This is a genomic window from Halovenus carboxidivorans, assembly GCF_009831575.1.
Lineage (GTDB): Archaea > Halobacteriota > Halobacteria > Halobacteriales > Haloarculaceae > Halovenus > Halovenus carboxidivorans.
Window position 1 is genome coordinate 209,399 of the sequence record NZ_WUUT01000003.1, and the last position, 17,757, is coordinate 227,155.

Sequence of the window (17,757 nt, forward strand, 5' to 3'; positions counted from 1 at the left end):
TCCGCCACCGAACGATCATCGCTCGGGGTGTGTCGGGGCGTCGAAGCCGCCACGAATCAGTGGTTTAGCGATGTGGCGGCGAGCGACCGGCGGCACCTCGTACCAGCCCTCCTCGATGTCGCGGTCGAGCGGCCGTTCGACCTTCCCCGGTGCGGCCGTCGAACAGTCCCGGCAGCGATAGCCCGCGTCCGCGCCGGCCGACTCCATCGACCGCCCGCACTCCGGACAGTCCGGCGTCGCCGGCTCGGTCTCGACACGCTCGCGCAGCGCGAACTTCTCCAGTTTGAGCGTCCCGTCTGCAACCTCGCCGCAGGCGGTGATCCGATCTCCCGGGTACAGCGCCCGGACGCGGTTGCGAAACCGTTTCGTCGGCTCGAACGCCGCCGCTGAGATCCGGTCACCGCCGTCGGTAAGCGTCAGGAAGACGTGACCCCCCTCTCTCGTCTCCGGGCCGTCGGCGACCGTCGCAGTGACGCGGTACGCGCGGCCATCGCGGAGTTGGCCGACCGTCCCGCGCTGGAGGTGTGCGTCGGTCCCCTGATTCGTGACGAACACCTGCCGCGACGCGACGGGTTCGCTGTCGATCCGCTCGGCGGTTTCCCTGACCGCTGTAGGGTCGTCGCCGCGGATCCCGTGGAGGATCGGGCAGGGGGTTCGCGGGACGCAGACGGCCGTCTCTTCCTCGCGGTCGACGGTGTCCCAGACCGTCGGATAGCCCGCGTCGGCCGCCGCGACGACCGACTCGTACGCGACCGAGCGCTCGCTGCCCCACCGCTCGCGCTCGCGGTAGCTGATACACTCGTAGGTCCACCCCTCGAAGGCCGCCCACGCACCGACGGCCGCCAACGCGCCGATCCGGCCCCGACCGATCCCCCGCGTCACCGAGCGGTAGCCGGCCTCGTCGATCAGTCGCCGGGCCGTCTCGATGTCGTGATGGCTCCGGACGGCCTCGCGAGCGAACTCGGCCACGGCCCTGGGGACCGCTTCCGGATCGCAGTCGCCAACGACTGCCCCGGGATTGGTCGCGTCGTCGTCGGTCGCGGCGCGGTCGAGCAGGTCGTCGACGATTTCGAGCGCGTCCGCCGCTGGGAGGTCACAGTGGACGGCGACGGCGGCGTTCCCGCGGGTCTTGTGCTCGACGGCGGGGTTCAGCCGAACCAGAAGCGTCCGCTGGACGGCCCCGCCGGCGGCCTCGATTCGGTCGCCGAGGCGCGCCCCGAGATAGGTCGTACACATCCCCAGCGTCCGGGAGTCGGTGTCGTCGATGCCGATGACCGTCACGGCCGGGGATAGCTCCGGCGACCTGAAACGGGTTTCGGAGCCGATCACCCGCCTGGTCCGCCGGCGGAAGATTCAGCCCGGCGGCCGTTTGGTTTATATATCATTCCGTGAGAATAATTCCGTATGTATTTGCCCTCCACTCGGTCACGACGACGCGCAGACCGACCGTTGGCCGTCCCCTCCGGCGGTCGGTGACTCCTATGGCCGAACAGACAGCGCCGCGCTCGTCGGCGGTCTCGACCGGTCGGCGGCAGTTTCTCCGCGCAGCGACGGCCACCGGCCTCGCGTCCGTCGCCGGGGTCGGTGCCGCACAGGACGGGCCGACCGAGATCACGGACTGGCACGACCTCGACGCGGTCCGCGACGCCCCGGATCGGGAGTACGTCCTCGGCGCCGACCTCGGCCCGGAGACGGCCGGCTACGACGAACACGTTCGCAACCGATCAGGCGGCTGGAACCCGATCGGTGAAGAGGGCGAGGAGTTCGCCGGCACGCTCGACGGCACCGGCTACGAGATCCGCGGGCTGACGGTCGACCGGCCCGATACCGAGTACGTCGGGCTGTTCGGGGGTCTCTCCGGCACCCTCCGGAACGTCACGCTCGTCGACGTCGCGGTCACCGGCGGCGATCACGTCGGCGGGCTGGTCGGGGACAACGACGGCCAGGTCCGCGCCCCGACGGTCGACGGCGAGGTGACCGGAGCGGAGATGGTCGGCGGCGTCGCCGGGGAGAATCCGGGGCTCGTCACGGAAGCGACGTCGACTGCGGCCGTCACGGGCGAGAAATACGTCGGCGGCGTAGTCGGGTACGTCGGCGGTGACGTCCGCCAGTCGACGGCCAGCGGGGCCGTCACCGGGGGCGAGGACGTCGGCGGGCTGGTCGGCTACAACTCCATCTCCGGCCTCGCCGACCGCGGCGGCGATATCGTCGGCTCGACGGCGAGCAACGACGTCTCCGGCAACCGCCACGTCGGCGGGCTGGTCGGCCGAAATAGCGGTCTGGGAGTGGTTCGGGGATCGACGGCGACTGGCACTGTGTCCGGTGACCGCGGCCTCGGCGGCCTCGTAGGGGTGAACGACGGGGAGATCCAGAACAGTTTCTACGACATCGAGACGGTCCAGATCAACGGTGAGTCCGCGCTCACAGTCGGGGGGCTGTTCCCCGATCAGTACGAGCAGTGGCAGGCGACCGACGGCGAGCTATCGCCCGAGGAGTACGACTCCCTGACGGTCGACGGAAACGTGATCGAACTCGCCGACGCGCAGGGAGTCCGCGACGCGCTCGCGTTCGTCCACGACTCGGCGTTCGGCTGGCGGTTGACCGCCGACATCGATCTCACCGGTGAGGACGCCGGGCTGTATTTCCCGTTCGTCGCTGGCCTGTTCGACGGCAACGGCCACACGATCACACTCGATGTCGACCTGCCGGCGGTGAGCCGCGTCGGCGCAATTGGGGCGAGTCTCGACGAGATCGTCGACCTCTCAGTCGAGGGGTCGGTCACCGGTGCCGACCGGGTCGGCGGCCTCGTCGGACTGAATCAGTCCCGGGAAGTCGCCGACGTGACGACCGACGTGGACGTGACCGGCGTAGCGGCCGTCGGCGGGCTCGCCGGGGAGAACGCCGACCGCGAGGACTTCACCCGAGACGAGGACGAGCGGGGTCGCATCCTCGATTCGACGGCGAGCGGAACGGTCGAGGGCGACGAGCAGGTTGGCGGACTCGTCGGCGAGAACAGTGGAAGCGTCGTCACCTCCACGGCTGAGGTGGCGGTGACCGGCGGGCAGTCGGTCGGCGGTCTCGCCGGAACGAACTCCGGCGGGATCGAGGGGTCAACCGCCACCGGATCCGTCACCGGCGACGGCGGCATCGCCGGTCTCGTCGGTGGCTCTCCCGGAGACATCTCGAATAGTCACTACAATATCGAGGAGCTATCGCTCAACGGCGAGACCGCCCTCACGGCCGGTGGACTGTTCGCCGAGCAGTACGAGGACTGGGAGGCAAACGACAGGGAACTCGACCTCGAAGCGTACGACTCGTTGACCGTCTCCGACGATCGCGTCGAGATCGCCGACGAACGGGGCGTGCGGGACGCACTGGGCTTCATCGACGACAGGCAGTTCGACTGGCGGCTGACCGACGACATCGATCTCACCGGCGAGGCTGCCGGGCTGTACCTTCCGTATCTCGTCGGCGAGTTCGACGGCGACGGCCACACGATCAGGCTCGATGTCGACCTGCCGGCGGCGAGCCAGGTCGGTGCCATCGGATACGCCGAGGAGACCGTCGAGGGTCTCACGGTCGAGGGGTCGGTCACTGGGGCGAACGAGGTCGGCGGCCTCGTCGGCTACATGCCCGAGGGCAGTATTCTGGATTCGACGGTCGACTGCGACGTGACCGGAGAGGAGTTGGTCGGCGGCGTCGTCGGCCGTATCGGCAGCAGCCACGTCGAACGGTCGACCGCGAGCGGGGACGTGACCGGCGAGACATACGTCGGCGGCGTGGTCGGCCGGAACGGATCCGGGAAGATCCGCGCCCTGACCGTCGACGGGGCAGTAACTGCCTCGGAAGAGGTCGGCGGGATCGTCGGTCTCAACGGCGGGAGGATCCTGCGCTCGACCCTCTCGGGGCGCGTCTCCGGCGAACGGACCGTCGGCGGCGTCGCTGGCATCCACTACAGGGGAGCTATCGAGAACTCTCGGGTCCTCGGAAGCGTAAGTGGCGGGACGCGCGTCGGAGGTCTGGCCGGCACGTTCGGGACCGGACGAATCGTCACCTCGCTCGTCTCTGGTCCAATCGACGGCGAGGAGGCGGTCGGCGCGCTCGTCGGATACAACGACCGGGGATTCAACCACTTCTCGGGGACGGTGACGGACTCGTACTGGGACGCCGAAACGACCGGCCAGCAGAGCGCCCTCGGCGACGGCGTCGAGATCACCGGTACCGTTCGCGGCCTCTCGACCGACCAGATGCAGGGGGAAGACGCCGCCGAGCATATGTCGGCGCTGGATTTCGAGGGGATCTGGGCGACGACGACCGATCCGGCGGGCTATCCGACTCCGAACCAGAGGGAATCACGGGACCAGTCCGACCCGGCTGATTCGACGGACGAATCCGGGCCGGGATTCGGCCTCACCGGGGTCGTCGGGGGTCTCGGCGGCGTCGTCTACCTCCTCTCGCGTCGGGGCAACGATACCGGCTCGAACGGGGGAAGACCCGGCCAGTGAGAGCCAACCGCCGGAGTTAGTGGCGATGTTTGCCACAACTCATATAAGGGGTGGCTAATTACCTTCGGGTAGTACTATGTCCCGGTCAGCACTGGTCGGAAACGTCACAGCGATGCTCGAAGACGCTGGCTTCCTCGTCAGCGACCGCTGTGCGATCCGACCGAAGAGCTTCGATGTCGCGGCACGCCGGGGCGAAGACGTGTTGCTGGTGAAGATTCTCGGCAATATCGACGCCTTCGACGCCCGGACCGGCGCGGAGATGCGCCGGCTGGGCACCTATCTCAACGCGACGCCGATCGTGATCGGTCTGCGGACCCGCGACGAGGAACTCGATCCCGGCGTCGTCTACTTCCGTAACGGCGTTCCGGTGCTCTCCCCGGATACGGCGATGGATCTGTTCGTCGAGGAAGTTCCGCCGCTGATCTACGCCGCGCCCGGCGGCCTCTACGTCAACATCGACAGCGAAGTGCTGCAAGACGCCCGCCAGGAACGCGACTGGTCGCTCGGCCGACTCGCGAAGGAACTCGGCGTCTCCCGCCGGACCGTCTCGAAGTACGAGGACGGGATGGACGCGAGCGTCGAGGTCGCGGCCGAACTCGAAGAGCTGTTCGACGCGCCGCTGACTTCGCCGGTGTCGGTGCTCGAAGACGGCGGCGAGTCGGTCCGTGAGCCGGAGGATCCGCCGGAGGGACCGGACGTCGACAAGGAAGACGAGCCGATCGTGACGGTGCTCACCCGCGTGGGCTACGAGGTTCACCCGACCGACCGCGCCCCGTTCAAGACCGTCAGCGAGGACGAGGGCGAGCAACAGCAGATGCTCACCGGTCACTCCGAGTTCACCAAGACCGCACAGAAGCGCGCGAAGATCATGTCCTCGGTCAGCCGCGTGACCCGGACGCACTCGGTGTACGTCGTCGACCGCGCCCGCACGGAGGCGGTCGACGGTACGGCGATCATCGAGCAAGACGAGATGGAGCAGATCGAAGACCGGTCGGAACTGCGCAATCTGATCGCGGATCGGATCGAAGAAGAGCCGGCCTGACGGTGTGAAATCGGTTTCACAAAATGATTATTTTCATCCTCTCCACATTTCCCTCTGTGTTCACTGATTACCAGTACCCCTGGGCCCCACAGCACCGCACGGACGAACGCAGTGGATCGAACGCGGGGGACCGGCGATGACTGCCCGACACACTGACAGCCGCCTCCTGCGGGCCGTCGGCGCTGGCGTGTTCGCCGTCGCCGTCGTCGGCGGCGTGGCGTTCGGCTGGGATTTCAGCGGGTCGACCGGCACGATACCGGCCGCCATCGCGGTCGCTGCTGCGGCAGTTGCGACCGCCGTCGGCTATCTGAGTCGGTCCGGCTGACGCTGTCGCCGTGCTGGGACAGAAACGCCTATTGTCGCTGGTCCCCGTCTCCCGATGTGACACGCAGTGCCGACGCCGAGACGGAAATTCCCGTCTCGGATGTCCTGCCGTCGTTTACCGAGGCGTTCCCCTTCGAGCGGTTCAACCGGATGCAGTCGGAGACGCTGCCGGCGCTTCTGGACACCGACGAGAACGTCGTCGTCAGCGCCCCCACCGCGAGCGGGAAGACCGCCGTCGCGGAGGTGGCCATCTGCCGGACGCTCGATGCCGGCGGGACCGCACTGTTTCTCGCTCCCCTCCGGGCGCTCACCAACGAGAAAGAACGCGAGTGGGAGCGCTTCGAGGACCTCGGCTACTCGGTGTACGTCGTCACGGGCGAACGCGACCTGAATCCTCGCAAGGCCGAGCGCGCGGACGTGCTCGTGATGACCCCGGAGAAGGCCGACTCCGCGACCCGGAAACACGACTCCCGCCGGTACTCCTTCGTGACCGACATCGACTGCTGTATCATCGACGAGGTGCATCTGCTCGACTCCGAGCAGCGCGGGAGCGTCCTCGAGGTGACCATCTCCCGCCTTCGACGGCTCTGTGATCCCCGCGTCGTCGCGCTGTCGGCGACGATGCCCAACGTCGAGGACGTCGCGGCGTGGCTCGACGCCCCCGAGGAGTGTACCTTCTCCTTCGGCGAGGAGTACCGCCCCGTCCCGCTGGAGGCGGACGTGACCACCTACACGCACGGCGAGAACGCCTTCGCCGACAAGTACCGGCGCCTGTACCGCGCGCTGGACCGGGCGGAGCCGCACATCCGCGAGGACGGGCAGGCGCTCGTGTTCGTCGCCTCCCGCCAGGACACCGTCCAGGCCGCGAAGAAGGCCCGGGACGAACTCGTCGAGCGGGACATCCCGATGGGGGCTCGCGGCGACTACGACTTCCACACCGACGCCGAACAGTTGAGCGACGACACGCTCCGGCAGTCCGTCCTCGACGGCGTCGGCTTTCACCACGCCGGCCTCGCCCGCGAGGACAAGACCCTCGTCGAGCAGTGGTTCCGCGAGGGGAAGATTCAACTGCTCTTTTCGACCTCGACGCTGGCGTGGGGGGTCAACCTCCCGGCGCGGTGTGTCGTGATCCGCGATACGAAACACCACGACCCCCTGAAGGGGGAAGTGGAGATGAGCCCGCTTGATGTCCTGCAGATGCTCGGCCGGGCGGGGCGGCCGGGCTACGACGACAAGGGCTACGCCTGGGTGGTCTGTGACGGCGACTCGGTGCGCCGGTACCGCGAGTTGCTCTCGGAGGGCAAACGCATCGAGTCGCGGCTGGCGGACCGGACCGGTTCGGACGAACAGGTCGACGGCGAACCGCCGGCCAGCGATCTGGCGGTCCACCTCAACGCCGAAATCGCACTCGGGACTGTCCAGGATATCGACGACGCGATGGACTGGCTGGAAACCACCTTCTACTACGTCCGGGCGAAACGCGGCTCGGAGTACGTCGCCGGCGACGAGCTTCGAAACCGGGTCAGCGAGACCCTGGAGTGGCTCGTCGACCGCGGATTCGTCGAGATGGACGGCCTCTCGGTCGAGCCCACGGCACTCGGGCGGCTCACCTCGAAGTTCTACCTCGAACTCTCGACTGCGCGGCATTTCGCCACCCTCGCGGACCGGACCGATCTCACCGAACTGGAGGTGCTGACCGCCGTCGCGACGGCCGGCGAGTTCGATAGCGTCAGCGCCCGCTCGGACGAAGAAGGTGCCGTCGAGGCGGTGCTCGGCGACCGGGCGACGAGTCTCGACCCCGGGAGCCGGAAGGTGCTCGCGATCCTGAAGTCGGCGATGGACGGCACTACGCCGGCCGCGCTGCGCAGCGACGCCTGGGTGATCAGACAGAACGCCCTGCGGCTGCTCGCCTCGCTCCGGGCTATCGTCGACCGGTTCGGGACGGCAACACAGGCGAATCTCGTCTGCCGGATCGAAGCCCGGGTCGAGACCGGTGTCAGCGACGACGCGGTCGGCCTGACCGCAATCGACGGCGTGGGATCGACCCGAGCGGGAACTCTCGCCGCCGCCGGCTACGACTCTCCGGCCGCCGTCGCGGCGGCGACTCCCCCGGAACTGTCCGCCGCTGGCCTCTCCGGTGGCGTCGCCGAACAGATCGTCGACAGCGCCGCTGATCTCCCTGCCATCGCCGTCGACTGGGGGGAGTTCCCCGAGTCGATCCCACGCGGCGAGCGCGACCTGCGGGAGGTCACCGTCCGCTCGACGGCCGGCAGCGCCCGCGCGACGGTCACGGTCCGGGTCAACGGCGTCGAGATGACGGAAAAGAGCACCTACCTCGGCGAGGCCACTCTCCCCGTCGGCGTCTTCGGCGGCGACACCGACGAACTCGACTTCGAGATCCGCGTCGTCTTCCCCGAACTGCCGATCCGACCGATCACCCGCTCGCGGACGGTCCGCGTCCGACGGTAGTCCCTCACCGGCCCGATCGCTGAAACGGCCTCAGAAATCGAAGTAAAAATTCTGACGCTCTCTCGTGGCGTCTTAAAACGAATTGGATCGTCTGAACGGCGATAATTTATGTTGGAGCGGCTGAAAATGAGGTGAAATCTCTCTAGCCGTCTCCCCTTTATATTGGGGGATAGTCCGTATAGAGGAGTACAGAGAGGACCCATGTCAAGTGCATTCCCCTCCGACTCGACCGCAGGCGCGGACCGCGGCATCAGTCTCCGAACCGCAGTCAAATACCCCCTCCGAGCGCTCGGATTCTGGGCCGCAGTCGTCCTCCCGTTCGTACTGCTCTGGCTGATCGTCTCCGGCATCGCCCAGCAGTCGCCCACCATCCTGACCGGAGTCGTCAGCGCGAACGTCGCCGCCCTCGTGCTCGGCAGAGAGTACAAGCGCTGACCCGCGCCGGCGGCCGGGTGGGTCCTCTCTGCCACCCCTGTGGTTCCCGTTGACGCCCCCTCTACTCCGTTTTCGGACAACACGCGTGCGCTCCGACACGGTCTCACTCTCGTAACCGACCGGTATCACCCGGCCACTCGCCCCGTGCTGTACGGCTGGAAACCCGGTACTGCGGGCGGCCCAACCCATTGGAGATGGATGTCCATTTACCCACGCAGCTCCAACCTCTGGTATGAGCGAGACGGCGGACGAGCGGCTGTTGGTCGATGTCGACGGGACGCTCTGTCGAAATATGCCGCGGCTCTGTGAGTATCTCGAACTCGAGTACGGGCTCGACGTAACGCCAGCGGAGATCACCGACTGGAGCTACCAGTTCGAGTCGGTGGGGCTGGGCATCAGCGAGGTAATCACGGAACTGTTCGAGCGCCGCCCCGAGTGGTTTCTCGCCGACCTCGATCCGGTCTCGGGGAGCGAGGCGGCGCTGGAGACGCTGTCGGACGCCGGCTACGAGATCTGGATCGTCACCCACCGGCCATCTGACACGCACGATCTCACCCGGGAGTGGCTGGCCGAACAGGGGATGACCTACGATCACTACGTCTCCGACGTGCCGGAGAGCAAAGCCGAGGTGTCCGGGGACGTCCTGATCGACGACTACCACGGCAACGTGACCGACGCGGTCCGGGCGGGGATGACCGGACTGGCGTTCGACCGCCCGTACACCGAGCGGATCGATCACGACCGCGCGTACCGCGTTCAGACGTGGGAAGACGTACTCGACCTGTTAGTTTTCGATACCGAAGTGCCGGGCGAAGCCGGATGACATATGTGCCCGCACGCGAGAACTGGGAGTGTGAGCGGACCACTGCTGATCGTCTACTGCGGGCTTCCGGGCGTCGGGAAATCGACCGTCTCGGCGTACACCGCCGACCAGCTCTCGGCCGTTCGACTCCGGAGCGACGAGGTGCGCTACGATCTCTTCGACGAACCGGAGTACACGGCCGAGGAGATGCGCCGAACGTACGACGAACTGCTCGACCGCGCCCGCCAGCGCCTGGCGGCGGGCGAGGACGTGGTCGTCGACGGGACGTTCAAGGAGGCGGACAAGCGCGAGCAGGCCGCCGCTATCGCTGCCGAGACCGATGCGACGGTCTACTTCGTTCGCGTCACCTGTCCGCCGGACACCGTCCGGGAACGACTCGAAGCGCGGACTGACGACGCGAGCGACGCCGACCTCTCGGTCTACCAGAAACACCGCGAACAGTTCGAGGCCATCGACCGCGAGCACGTCGTCATCGACAACGGCGGTTCGCTCCCGACGACGCGCAGTCGAGTCGACCGGAAACTGTTGGGGACGATTCGGGAGTAACGCCCGACTTCCCCCGTTAGAAGCCATCTAACTCACGAGATATCCGACCTCGGCGGGCACCCCGGGTCGCGCTCGTACGCCGACTGCCCCCCTGAGTGCCGCCGAGAGACATTTATCGCCGCTGTGAGAACAACCATGTGTATGATTCGCACACTCCTGATCCTGTTCGGCCTGGTCGAAATCGTCGCCCCGAAACCGATCATCGAGGCCTGCGAGCGGATCGGTCTCGAAAACCCCGACCACGCCCAACTCCGCCCCCGGGCCGCCCTGCTAGCCAGACTCGAAGGCGCACTGTTCGTCTGGGTGCTCGTACGCGGTCGCGACCAGTCACCGCTGACGAGTCGACTCCTCGGCGCGACCGGCGCGTTAGCGGTGGTGTATCCGACGCCGCTGATCCGGTTCAGCCAGTCCTTCGCCTACGAGAACTCGAGCGACCTCGAACTCCGTCCGTGGGTGCGCCCGGCCGCGCGGTTGCTCGGGGCGCTGTATCTCGCCGTCGTCGCGCTCTCGGGTGCGTCGACAGACGAGAGCGGACCCGCGTGAACGGGCATCACGCTTTTTCGGGTCCGTCCCGTCCCGAATCGTATGAGCAGCCAGTTCAGTCTGACAGACGAACAGCAGTTGATCCGCGAGACGGTCCGGGAGTTCGGGGACAACGAGATTCGGCCGGTCGCCGCGGAGTACGAAGCCGAACAGCGGTACCCGACCGACCTGCTCTCGGCCGCGGGTGATCTCGACCTGGTCGCGCCGAACGTTCCCGAGGAGTACGGCGGTGCGGGGATGGGCCACCTCTCGGAACTGATCGTCACCGAGGAGTTGTGGCGCGCCGACCCCGGTATCGGAGGCTCGATCGCCGCCGCCCGCTTCGGCACCGAGATGCTGCTGGAGTACGGTGACGAGTGGATGTGCGAACAGTGGCTCCCGAAGATCACCGCCGGCGAGACGCCCATCGCCACCGGGATCAGCGAGGCGGCCCACGGCTCGAACGTCGCGGGGATGGAAACCCGGGCTGAACGGGATGGCGACGAGTACGTCATCAACGGCGACAAGATGTGGATCACCAACGGCACCGTCGCCGACGTGGCGATCATCATGGCGAAGACGACGCCGGAGGCCGGCCACGAGGGGATCACCGCCTTCCTGACGCCGACCGACGTCGACGGCTACGACGCCACCCGGATCACGAACAAACTCGGCATCCACGCTCAGGACACCGCCGAAATCGTCATCGACGACCTGCGAGTCCCCGCCGAGAACGTCGTCGGCGAGGTCGATCAGGGATTTTACCAGTTGATGGAGTTTTTCGCGCCCGCCCGTGCGGACGTAGCCGCCCAGTCGACCGGCGTCGCACAGGCCGCCCTCGACGCGGCCGTCGAGTACGCCCGCGAGCGCGAGCAGGGCGGTCAACCGATCGCGGAGTACCAGGCCATCCAGCACAAACTCGCGGAGATGGCGACCGCCGTGGAGGCGGCGCGGTCGATGACCTACCGGGCGGCCGCGGCGCTGGAATCCGACGATCCCTCCCGCGTGACTCGCTTCGCCAGCATGGCGAAGCTATTCGCGAGCGAACACGCCGTCGACGTGACCGACGAGGCGTTACAGGTCTTCGGCGGGGCGGGCTACGTCTCCGACCATCCGGTCGAACGGTTCTACCGCGACGCCCGCATCACGAAGATCTACGACGGCACCAGCGAGATTCAGAAAAACATCATCGCCGGCGAACTGCTGTGACCCCTCAGAATGTGATGATCTCGTAGTCGTCGTCGACCAGCGATCGGATGCTCGGGTGACCGTCGTGGTCGTCGAGAGTGACGACGCCGGCGTCGGCGACGGCGTCCTCGACGCCGAACGCTCCAGCACAGTAGTCACAGGCGGCCGCCTGATCCTGTACCGTCGCGTAGAGGTCGTGATAGTCGTGCTCCTCGTCTTCGAGTTCGGGGATCCACTGCGTCCCCGCGCCGTCGAAGATGAGTTCGACCTCGTCGCCGTCGGTTTCGGCGAACTCCCGCGCCGTTTCGAGACCGTTGACGACTCGACCCATGTTCTCGTGTCCGTCCGTGCCTGCCAGAATGACGACTGCTGCGTTTGCCATTGCGCCCGATCATACGGCACCCGTATATAACTCGGTTGGGTGGGCTGGCGTCTTCGATGCGTTCGCGACGAACGCTTATTACCGGTGGCTCATCGACACGGTTGAACACGTCGGTTCGTGCCGAGACGTCTCTGGGAAAGAACAGAACCCGGACTTACAGTTCGAGTTCCTCCGCGTTCTCCACGTCGTACCGCATCACTTCGGGTTCGCCGGCGAGTACGTCGGGGAGCATCCGCTCGAACTCGGCGAAGTGGTCGGTCTGGGTGTGCGCGCCGAGGGCTTGCTCGTCCTCGTAGCGCTCGGTGAAGCGGATCACGTTGGGGTCGTCGATGTCGGTGGAGGCGACGTACTCGATGACGCCGTCCTCCTGGCGGGTCTTCGCTTCGAGTTCCTCGATGTGTTCGATCACACGGTCTCGCTCGTCCGGGTCGATCGGAAATGTCGCGTGGACTACGATCATTACGCTCTCTTCGAGTGGTGCCTCCGCCATATAACTACGGCCGACGTGTGTGCCCTCCGGTCAGCCGGCGAGTCCGGCCGGTCAGTGCGAGTGGCCGCCGCGGCTGAACTGTCCCGAGAAGCCCCGCTGGACGACCTCCGACAGAGCGGGGTGGATGTGTACGGACTCGCGAATATCCTGTACTGTACCGGATCCGGCCGTCATCGCCACGACGACCTCCTGGATCAGCGTCGAGGCGTCGGGGCCGATGATGTGACAGCCCAGAATCTCGCCGTCGAGGTCGATGATCGCCTTCAGGAAACCGTCGGCGTGCATCGCGTCTCCGCGGGCGGTCTGGTCGAACTCGTAGGTTCGGGTGGCGTACTCGCGGCCCGCTTCCCGCAGTTCGGCTTCGGTCGCGCCGACGCCGGCGACTTCTGGTGAGGCGAACACAGCCCACGGCATCACGCTGTACTCCACCGGCGTCAGATCGTCGCGGAACAGATTGCGAACGACGGTCTGGGCCTCGTGGTTGGCGTTGTGTTTCAGCAGATACTCCCCGACGATATCGCCCAGCGCCCACACGCCCTCCGCGGTCGTCCGCAGATACTCGTCAGTCTCGATGAAGCCGCGGTCGTCGGTCTCGACGCCGGTCGCGTCGAGATTCAGCGTGTCGGAGTTCGGGCGACGCCCCGCCGCGACGAGCAGTTCGTCGCCGGTCACGCTGACGCCCTCGTCGTCGACAGTTCCAGCGTCGTCGCCGTACTCGTAGGGCTTGGCCTCGACGGTGATTTCGTCGCCGTCCTGCGAGACGGCCGTGGCGGCGTGGCCGGTGTGGACGGTGTACCGGTCGGCGTATCGCTCCGTAACGGCCTCGGCGACCTCCTCGTCGGCATCGGGAAGCAGATTCGGCCGCCGGCCGATGATCGTCACCTCGCTGCCGAAGGTGCCGAAGAAGTGGCCGAGTTCGGCGGCGATGTAGCCGCCGCCGACGATGACGAGACGCTCCGGCGGTGATTCTAGCTGGAGCGCTTCGGTGCTCGTGAGATAGTCGGTGTCCTCGATACCCTCGATGTCGGGAATCGTCGGCCGCGTACCCGCGGCGATGAGTACGGTCTCGGCCCGCATTCGTGCGCCGTCGTCTTCCCCGCCGGAAATCTCGACCGTTCGCTCGTCGATGAACCGGGCCTCGCCGTCGTAGAGGTCGTGATCCGGCGACGAGGACAGCCCCCGTCGGATCGAGTCAGAATCCGCCGAGACCTCCTCGTTGACCTCCCGGACGATCCGCGAAAAGTCCACGTCGGTCACTTCGGCGTCGATGTGATACTCCTCGGCGCGTTCGATCGTTTCGAGCACGTCGGCGTGATACAACAGGTGTTTCGAGGGGATACAGCCGCGGTTCAGGCAGGTGCCGCCGAGCGGCCCCTTCTCGACGACGGCGACCGACTGCCCCTGGTTCACCGCCGCGTTCGCCACGTCCAGCCCCGATCCCGAGCCGATCACGAGAAAGTCGTACTCGTCCATGGGGTGAACTCCGGCGGCGACGCTGAAGAAAGTCCGGCCCGGCCGTTGGGGGCACCCGTACGGTTTAACCGACAGACGCCGGAACTGTGTGTATGCGCGCTGCAGCCTTCACCGAACTGATCGGTCCGGACGGCGTCTCGATCATCGACCAACCGACACCCGAACCCGAGCGCGGAGAGGCGGTCGTCGACGTCCGCGCGTGTGCGATCAACCACCACGACCTCTGGATTCTCGACGGCGACTCAGCGATGGTCGACGGCGACAACCTCCCGTTCGTCAGCGGCCTCGATGTCGCCGGCGAGGTCCGGGCGGTCGGCGGGGACGTACGGGGCGTCGAACCGGGCGATCGGGTGCTCCTGTGCCCGAACGAGACCTGCGGGAGCTGTCGGTTCTGCCGGGAGGGGCCGGAGAACCTCTGTGAGTCCTTCTCGCTGTTCCACGGCGGCCTCGCCGAGTCCGCGGCGGTCAGCGCCGACCGACTGCTTCAGTTACCCGAATCGGTCGAGTTCACGACCGCCGCTGCGGTTCCGACCGCCTACATGACCGCCTACCACATGCTCCGCCGGGCGGAGGTGGGCCCGACGGATCTGGTCTTCGTTCCCGGCGCGACCGGCGGCGTCGGCGTCGCCTGCGTCCAGCTCGCGGACGTGCTCGGCGCCGAGACGGTCGGCACCTCCTCCTCGGCGAGCAAGCTCTCGACCGTCGAATCGCTGGGGCTCGACCACGCGATCGAGGGGACAGATCCCGAACAGATCCGCCCCGCGGTCGAGGAGATCGGGAAGCCAGACGCCGTGATGAACCACCTCGGCGGCGAGTACACCGATCTCGGACTCTCCGTACTGCGTCGCGGCGGCCGGATGGCCGTCTGTGGTCGCACTGCCGGTGGTCGATCCGAGTTCGATGTCGCGGGACTGTTCCTCGGCCACAAGCGGATCATCGGCAGTACGATGGGGACCCAGGACGACCTCAGACGGCTCGTCGATCTCGTCGCGTCGGGCGATCTCGACCCGGAGATCGACGAGACGTACCCGCTCGAAGAGACTGCGGAGGCGTTCAGGGCGATGAAAAACCGAGATAGCGTCGGGAAGCTAGTCGTGACGCCGTAGCGACGGACGCCTCTCAGGTCGCGGCGTCTGCGGCGTCGAGAACCTCGTCGTAATCGGGCTCGGTCGTCGTGTCGTCTCGAACCCACGAGTAGGTCACCTCGCCGTCGCTGCCGACGACGAAGACGGCACGCTTGGAGAACTCTCGAAGGCCGTACTCCTCCCAGTCCATCGACACGCCGAACGCGTCGATTATCTCCCGGTTCGCGTCGCTCACCAGCGCGTAGTCGAGACCGAGTTGATCCCGAAAGGCGCTCAGCGCGAACGGCGAGTCGACGCTGACGCCGTAGATTGTCGCGCCGGCGTCCTCGAACTCGGAGAGGCGCGTCTGGAACGCGTCCATCTCGTGCGAACACGTCGGCGTGAACGCCCCCGGAAAGAACGCGAGCACCAGCGGCCCGTCCGATAATCGCTCCGACAGCGCGAACGTGCCGACTTCGTCGTCGCCGTATGCGAGCGGTGCGGTGAACTCCGGGGCCGTCTCTCCTGCTGTGATCATACCCCGGTATTGCGCGGGTGACGGCAAAAGAATTTAGCAGGGTCGGCCGACGCTACCGCGTTACTCCTCGGTGAGCGAACCGAACAGTTCCTCGGCGTCTGCCGGCACGTCGAAGTCGTGGTAGTGTTCGCCTTTCTCCTCGCTGAGGATGTTGAGCGCGGCGGCGGCGCCGTCGCCGGCGGAGATGACCGCCTGCCACTCCTCGGCGCGGACCATCGCACCCGTCGCGTACGCGCCCTCGACGGAGGTCTCCATCGACACGTCGACGTCGACGGTCTCCTCGTCGGTGAACTCACAGCCGAGTTCCTCCGCGAGGTCGCGGTTGGCCCCGGTCGCGAGGACGACGTAATCGGCCTCGTGGTCGCCCTCCTCGGTCGTGACGGTGAAGCCGTCTCCGTTCGATTCGACGCCGGTCACTTCGGTTCCCTGTTCGCGCTCGACGCCGAAGTCGTCGACCTGATCGCGCAGCGTCTCGATGTACACGGAACCGTCGACCGAGCCGATTCCGGGGTAGTTGAACAGGTGTGCCTTGTGCATCCACGTGCCGTCCGTGTCGAAGACGGTCGTTTCGAGGCCGTTCTTTGCGGTGAACAGTGCAGCGCTGAGGCCGGCGGGACCACCGCCGACGATTACAACAGAACTCATACTCGAACGTTGGAGCGAGTCCGTGATAAATACCGGAGTAACACCCGTGAAACTTCCTGACGGATGCGGCGGGGACCTGCCGGTCACTCGAAGTACCCGGTCTCCGTCCCACACGCCAGACATCTCGTGATCTTCCCCTCCCGATCCGCCGCTAACTCGACGGTCGTCGGCGTTCGGTCGCCACACTCCGGACACTCCCGCAGAATCTCGACGTCACCGCCGTCCTGCGGCGCACCGACCGCCAGCAACACGGCACGCTCCGATCCGGTGTTGACCCCGCGCTGGTACTCTCCCGGACCGAACCGGATCGCCTCGCCGCCTTCGAGCACGACCTCCCCCGCTTCCGTCTCGAAGGTCATCTCCCCCTGTTGCAGATAGAAGACTTCCTCCTGGCGCTCGTGTTTGTGATAACCGTACGCAGGGCTGTCCCCGGGCGCGAGTTCGTAGTAGTTCAACGCGAGATCACTCGCGCCGAGCGCCTTCGTCAGCGGCCGCTGGTCGGTCGAAACGTCGATCCGCCGGTCGATCTCGTCGATCCGGACCTTCTCCATACCGGCCCATCGACCGACCGACCGATGAATCTACCGGCCGGCCGTGCTCCGGACCGGTCCGCTACACGCCTAACTCCTCGGCGACGTCGTGAATCGAGTCGACGACCAGCGAGGGATCGCCCGCGAACGGCTCCCACGGGCGGGATTTCCGGTTGAGCCAGACGCCCTGCATCCCGGCGTGTTCCGCCCCCACTACGTCGAAGAAGCCGGCGGTCACGTGTGCCACCTCTTCGATCGGCGTGCCGGTCCGGGCCGCGCCGTGGCGGTATATCTCGGCGGCGGGTTTGAACGTCTCGACCTCGTCGGCGCTGATCGTGTCGGTGAGCAGATCACCGATGTCGGCGTGATCGACCATCGAGGCCAGCATCTCCGGGTTCCCGTTCGAGATCACGTAGCAGTCGTATCCCCCCTCGACGAGCCGCGAGATGCCCTCACGAACGTCGTCGAAGACATCGAGTTCGTGATAGACCGCGAGGATCTCGTCGCGCTCCTCGGTGGTGATGTCCACCCCGTAGGCGTCGAGCGCGTACTGCAACGCGTCGCGGTTCATCTCGTAAAACGGCTGGTAGGCGTCGACCTGGTTGGCGATGAAGGTGTACGCCAGCGAGCGCGAGCGCCAGAGCCGCGAGACGGGTTCGGGGTCAGGCACCCGCTCGGCCAGCGCCGTCTCCGCGGCGTCGACATCGACCAGTGTGCTGTACGAGTCGAACGTGACGGTGCTCACGCGATCTGCGTCGAATCCCATGCGCTCGTTACACTG

The 17,757-nt window shown here is 66.7% G+C and carries 18 protein-coding genes; 10 read left to right on the forward strand and 8 right to left on the reverse strand.

Going from position 1 to position 17,757, the window contains the following annotated elements:
* Nucleotides 1-15: 15 nt before the first annotated feature.
* Nucleotides 16-1,281: a TiaS agmantine-binding domain-containing protein gene (locus tag GRX03_RS09045; protein WP_368278241.1), complete on the reverse strand. Its 1,266-nt coding sequence runs from the start codon at nucleotides 1,279-1,281 to the stop codon at nucleotides 16-18.
* Nucleotides 1,282-1,481: 200 nt separating this feature from the next.
* Between GRX03_RS09045 and GRX03_RS09050 the strand changes: the two genes are divergently transcribed.
* From GRX03_RS09050 to GRX03_RS09090, 9 genes are all read left to right on the forward strand, one after another.
* Nucleotides 1,482-4,505, forward strand: coding sequence for a GLUG motif-containing protein (locus GRX03_RS09050; protein WP_159763882.1), 3,024 nt, complete (start codon nucleotides 1,482-1,484; stop codon nucleotides 4,503-4,505).
* Between the two features lie 76 nt (nucleotides 4,506-4,581).
* Nucleotides 4,582-5,547: a transcriptional regulator gene (locus GRX03_RS09055; RefSeq protein ID WP_159763883.1), complete on the forward strand. Its 966-nt coding sequence runs from the start codon at nucleotides 4,582-4,584 to the stop codon at nucleotides 5,545-5,547.
* A 136-nt stretch (nucleotides 5,548-5,683) separates the two neighbouring features.
* Nucleotides 5,684-5,872, forward strand: coding sequence for a hypothetical protein (locus tag GRX03_RS09060; protein WP_159763884.1), 189 nt, complete (start codon nucleotides 5,684-5,686; stop codon nucleotides 5,870-5,872).
* Nucleotides 5,873-5,958: 86 nt separating this feature from the next.
* A complete protein-coding gene (locus GRX03_RS09065) occupies nucleotides 5,959-8,340 on the forward strand; it encodes a DEAD/DEAH box helicase (protein WP_368278315.1) in 2,382 nt (793 codons plus the stop codon).
* Nucleotides 8,341-8,541: 201 nt separating this feature from the next.
* Entirely contained in the window at nucleotides 8,542-8,775 is a 234-nt protein-coding gene (locus tag GRX03_RS09070) for a hypothetical protein (RefSeq protein WP_159763885.1), read from the forward strand.
* 232 nt (nucleotides 8,776-9,007) lie between these two features.
* Complete coding sequence (locus GRX03_RS09075) at nucleotides 9,008-9,598, forward strand: 5' nucleotidase, NT5C type (protein ID WP_159763886.1); 591 nt, start codon at nucleotides 9,008-9,010, stop codon at nucleotides 9,596-9,598.
* 30 nt (nucleotides 9,599-9,628) lie between these two features.
* Entirely contained in the window at nucleotides 9,629-10,144 is a 516-nt protein-coding gene (locus tag GRX03_RS09080) for an AAA family ATPase (RefSeq protein WP_201289209.1), read from the forward strand.
* Nucleotides 10,145-10,285: 141 nt separating this feature from the next.
* Nucleotides 10,286-10,687, forward strand: coding sequence for a hypothetical protein (locus GRX03_RS09085; protein WP_159763888.1), 402 nt, complete (start codon nucleotides 10,286-10,288; stop codon nucleotides 10,685-10,687).
* Between the two features lie 42 nt (nucleotides 10,688-10,729).
* A complete protein-coding gene (locus tag GRX03_RS09090; protein ID WP_159763889.1) occupies nucleotides 10,730-11,875 on the forward strand; it encodes an acyl-CoA dehydrogenase family protein in 1,146 nt (381 codons plus the stop codon).
* A gap of 4 nt (nucleotides 11,876-11,879) precedes the next feature.
* On the opposite strand, the gene GRX03_RS09095 is transcribed toward GRX03_RS09090, so the two are convergent.
* The 3 genes from GRX03_RS09095 to GRX03_RS09105 all read right to left on the reverse strand — a co-directional run bounded on the left by GRX03_RS09095 (nucleotide 11,880) and on the right by GRX03_RS09105 (nucleotide 14,199).
* A complete protein-coding gene (locus tag GRX03_RS09095; RefSeq protein WP_159763890.1) occupies nucleotides 11,880-12,236 on the reverse strand; it encodes a DsrE family protein in 357 nt (118 codons plus the stop codon).
* Nucleotides 12,237-12,390: 154 nt separating this feature from the next.
* A complete protein-coding gene (locus GRX03_RS09100) occupies nucleotides 12,391-12,696 on the reverse strand; it encodes a putative quinol monooxygenase (RefSeq protein WP_159764174.1) in 306 nt (101 codons plus the stop codon).
* 81 nt (nucleotides 12,697-12,777) lie between these two features.
* Nucleotides 12,778-14,199, reverse strand: a complete 1,422-nt coding sequence (locus tag GRX03_RS09105; RefSeq protein WP_159763891.1) for a dihydrolipoyl dehydrogenase — start codon at nucleotides 14,197-14,199, stop codon at nucleotides 12,778-12,780.
* A gap of 92 nt (nucleotides 14,200-14,291) precedes the next feature.
* On the opposite strand from GRX03_RS09105, the gene GRX03_RS09110 reads away from it, so the two are divergent.
* The gene (locus GRX03_RS09110) at nucleotides 14,292-15,305 is read left to right on the forward strand and encodes an alcohol dehydrogenase catalytic domain-containing protein (protein WP_159763892.1); all 1,014 of its coding nucleotides are present in this window, start codon (nucleotides 14,292-14,294) and stop codon (nucleotides 15,303-15,305) included.
* Nucleotides 15,306-15,318: 13 nt separating this feature from the next.
* Here the strand turns inward: GRX03_RS09110 and GRX03_RS09115 are convergent, their stop codons facing one another.
* The 4 genes from GRX03_RS09115 to GRX03_RS09130 form a co-directional block, all read right to left on the reverse strand.
* Complete coding sequence (locus GRX03_RS09115) at nucleotides 15,319-15,801, reverse strand: redoxin domain-containing protein (protein ID WP_159763893.1); 483 nt, start codon at nucleotides 15,799-15,801, stop codon at nucleotides 15,319-15,321.
* A 60-nt stretch (nucleotides 15,802-15,861) separates the two neighbouring features.
* Nucleotides 15,862-16,446 (reverse strand): NAD(P)/FAD-dependent oxidoreductase, encoded by a 585-nt coding sequence (locus tag GRX03_RS09120; RefSeq protein WP_159763894.1) that lies wholly within the window; start codon nucleotides 16,444-16,446, stop codon nucleotides 15,862-15,864.
* Between the two features lie 83 nt (nucleotides 16,447-16,529).
* The gene (locus GRX03_RS09125) at nucleotides 16,530-16,997 is read right to left on the reverse strand and encodes a cupin domain-containing protein (protein ID WP_159763895.1); all 468 of its coding nucleotides are present in this window, start codon (nucleotides 16,995-16,997) and stop codon (nucleotides 16,530-16,532) included.
* 61 nt (nucleotides 16,998-17,058) lie between these two features.
* A complete protein-coding gene (locus tag GRX03_RS09130) occupies nucleotides 17,059-17,742 on the reverse strand; it encodes a haloacid dehalogenase type II (RefSeq protein ID WP_159763896.1) in 684 nt (227 codons plus the stop codon).
* Between the last annotated feature and the right edge of the window lie 15 nt (nucleotides 17,743-17,757).

What these genes read in the sequence shown, in the direction of transcription:
- GRX03_RS09050 (WP_159763882.1), top strand. Translation starts at nt 1,482, where the DNA reads ATGGCCGAACAGACAGCGCCGCGCTCGTCGGCGGTCTCGACCGGTCGG.
- GRX03_RS09055 (WP_159763883.1), top strand. Translation starts at nt 4,582, where the DNA reads ATGTCCCGGTCAGCACTGGTCGGAAACGTCACAGCGATGCTCGAAGAC.
- GRX03_RS09060 (WP_159763884.1), top strand. Translation starts at nt 5,684, where the DNA reads ATGACTGCCCGACACACTGACAGCCGCCTCCTGCGGGCCGTCGGCGCT.
- GRX03_RS09070 (WP_159763885.1), top strand. Translation starts at nt 8,542, where the DNA reads ATGTCAAGTGCATTCCCCTCCGACTCGACCGCAGGCGCGGACCGCGGC.
- GRX03_RS09075 (WP_159763886.1), top strand. Translation starts at nt 9,008, where the DNA reads ATGAGCGAGACGGCGGACGAGCGGCTGTTGGTCGATGTCGACGGGACG.
- GRX03_RS09085 (WP_159763888.1), top strand. Translation starts at nt 10,286, where the DNA reads ATGATTCGCACACTCCTGATCCTGTTCGGCCTGGTCGAAATCGTCGCC.
- GRX03_RS09090 (WP_159763889.1), top strand. Translation starts at nt 10,730, where the DNA reads ATGAGCAGCCAGTTCAGTCTGACAGACGAACAGCAGTTGATCCGCGAG.
- GRX03_RS09095 (WP_159763890.1), bottom strand. Translation starts at nt 12,236, where the DNA reads ATGGCAAACGCAGCAGTCGTCATTCTGGCAGGCACGGACGGACACGAG.
- GRX03_RS09100 (WP_159764174.1), bottom strand. Translation starts at nt 12,696, where the DNA reads ATGATCGTAGTCCACGCGACATTTCCGATCGACCCGGACGAGCGAGAC.
- GRX03_RS09105 (WP_159763891.1), bottom strand. Translation starts at nt 14,199, where the DNA reads ATGGACGAGTACGACTTTCTCGTGATCGGCTCGGGATCGGGGCTGGAC.
- GRX03_RS09110 (WP_159763892.1), top strand. Translation starts at nt 14,292, where the DNA reads ATGCGCGCTGCAGCCTTCACCGAACTGATCGGTCCGGACGGCGTCTCG.
- GRX03_RS09115 (WP_159763893.1), bottom strand. Translation starts at nt 15,801, where the DNA reads ATGATCACAGCAGGAGAGACGGCCCCGGAGTTCACCGCACCGCTCGCA.
- GRX03_RS09120 (WP_159763894.1), bottom strand. Translation starts at nt 16,446, where the DNA reads ATGAGTTCTGTTGTAATCGTCGGCGGTGGTCCCGCCGGCCTCAGCGCT.
- GRX03_RS09125 (WP_159763895.1), bottom strand. Translation starts at nt 16,997, where the DNA reads ATGGAGAAGGTCCGGATCGACGAGATCGACCGGCGGATCGACGTTTCG.
- GRX03_RS09130 (WP_159763896.1), bottom strand. Translation starts at nt 17,742, where the DNA reads ATGGGATTCGACGCAGATCGCGTGAGCACCGTCACGTTCGACTCGTAC.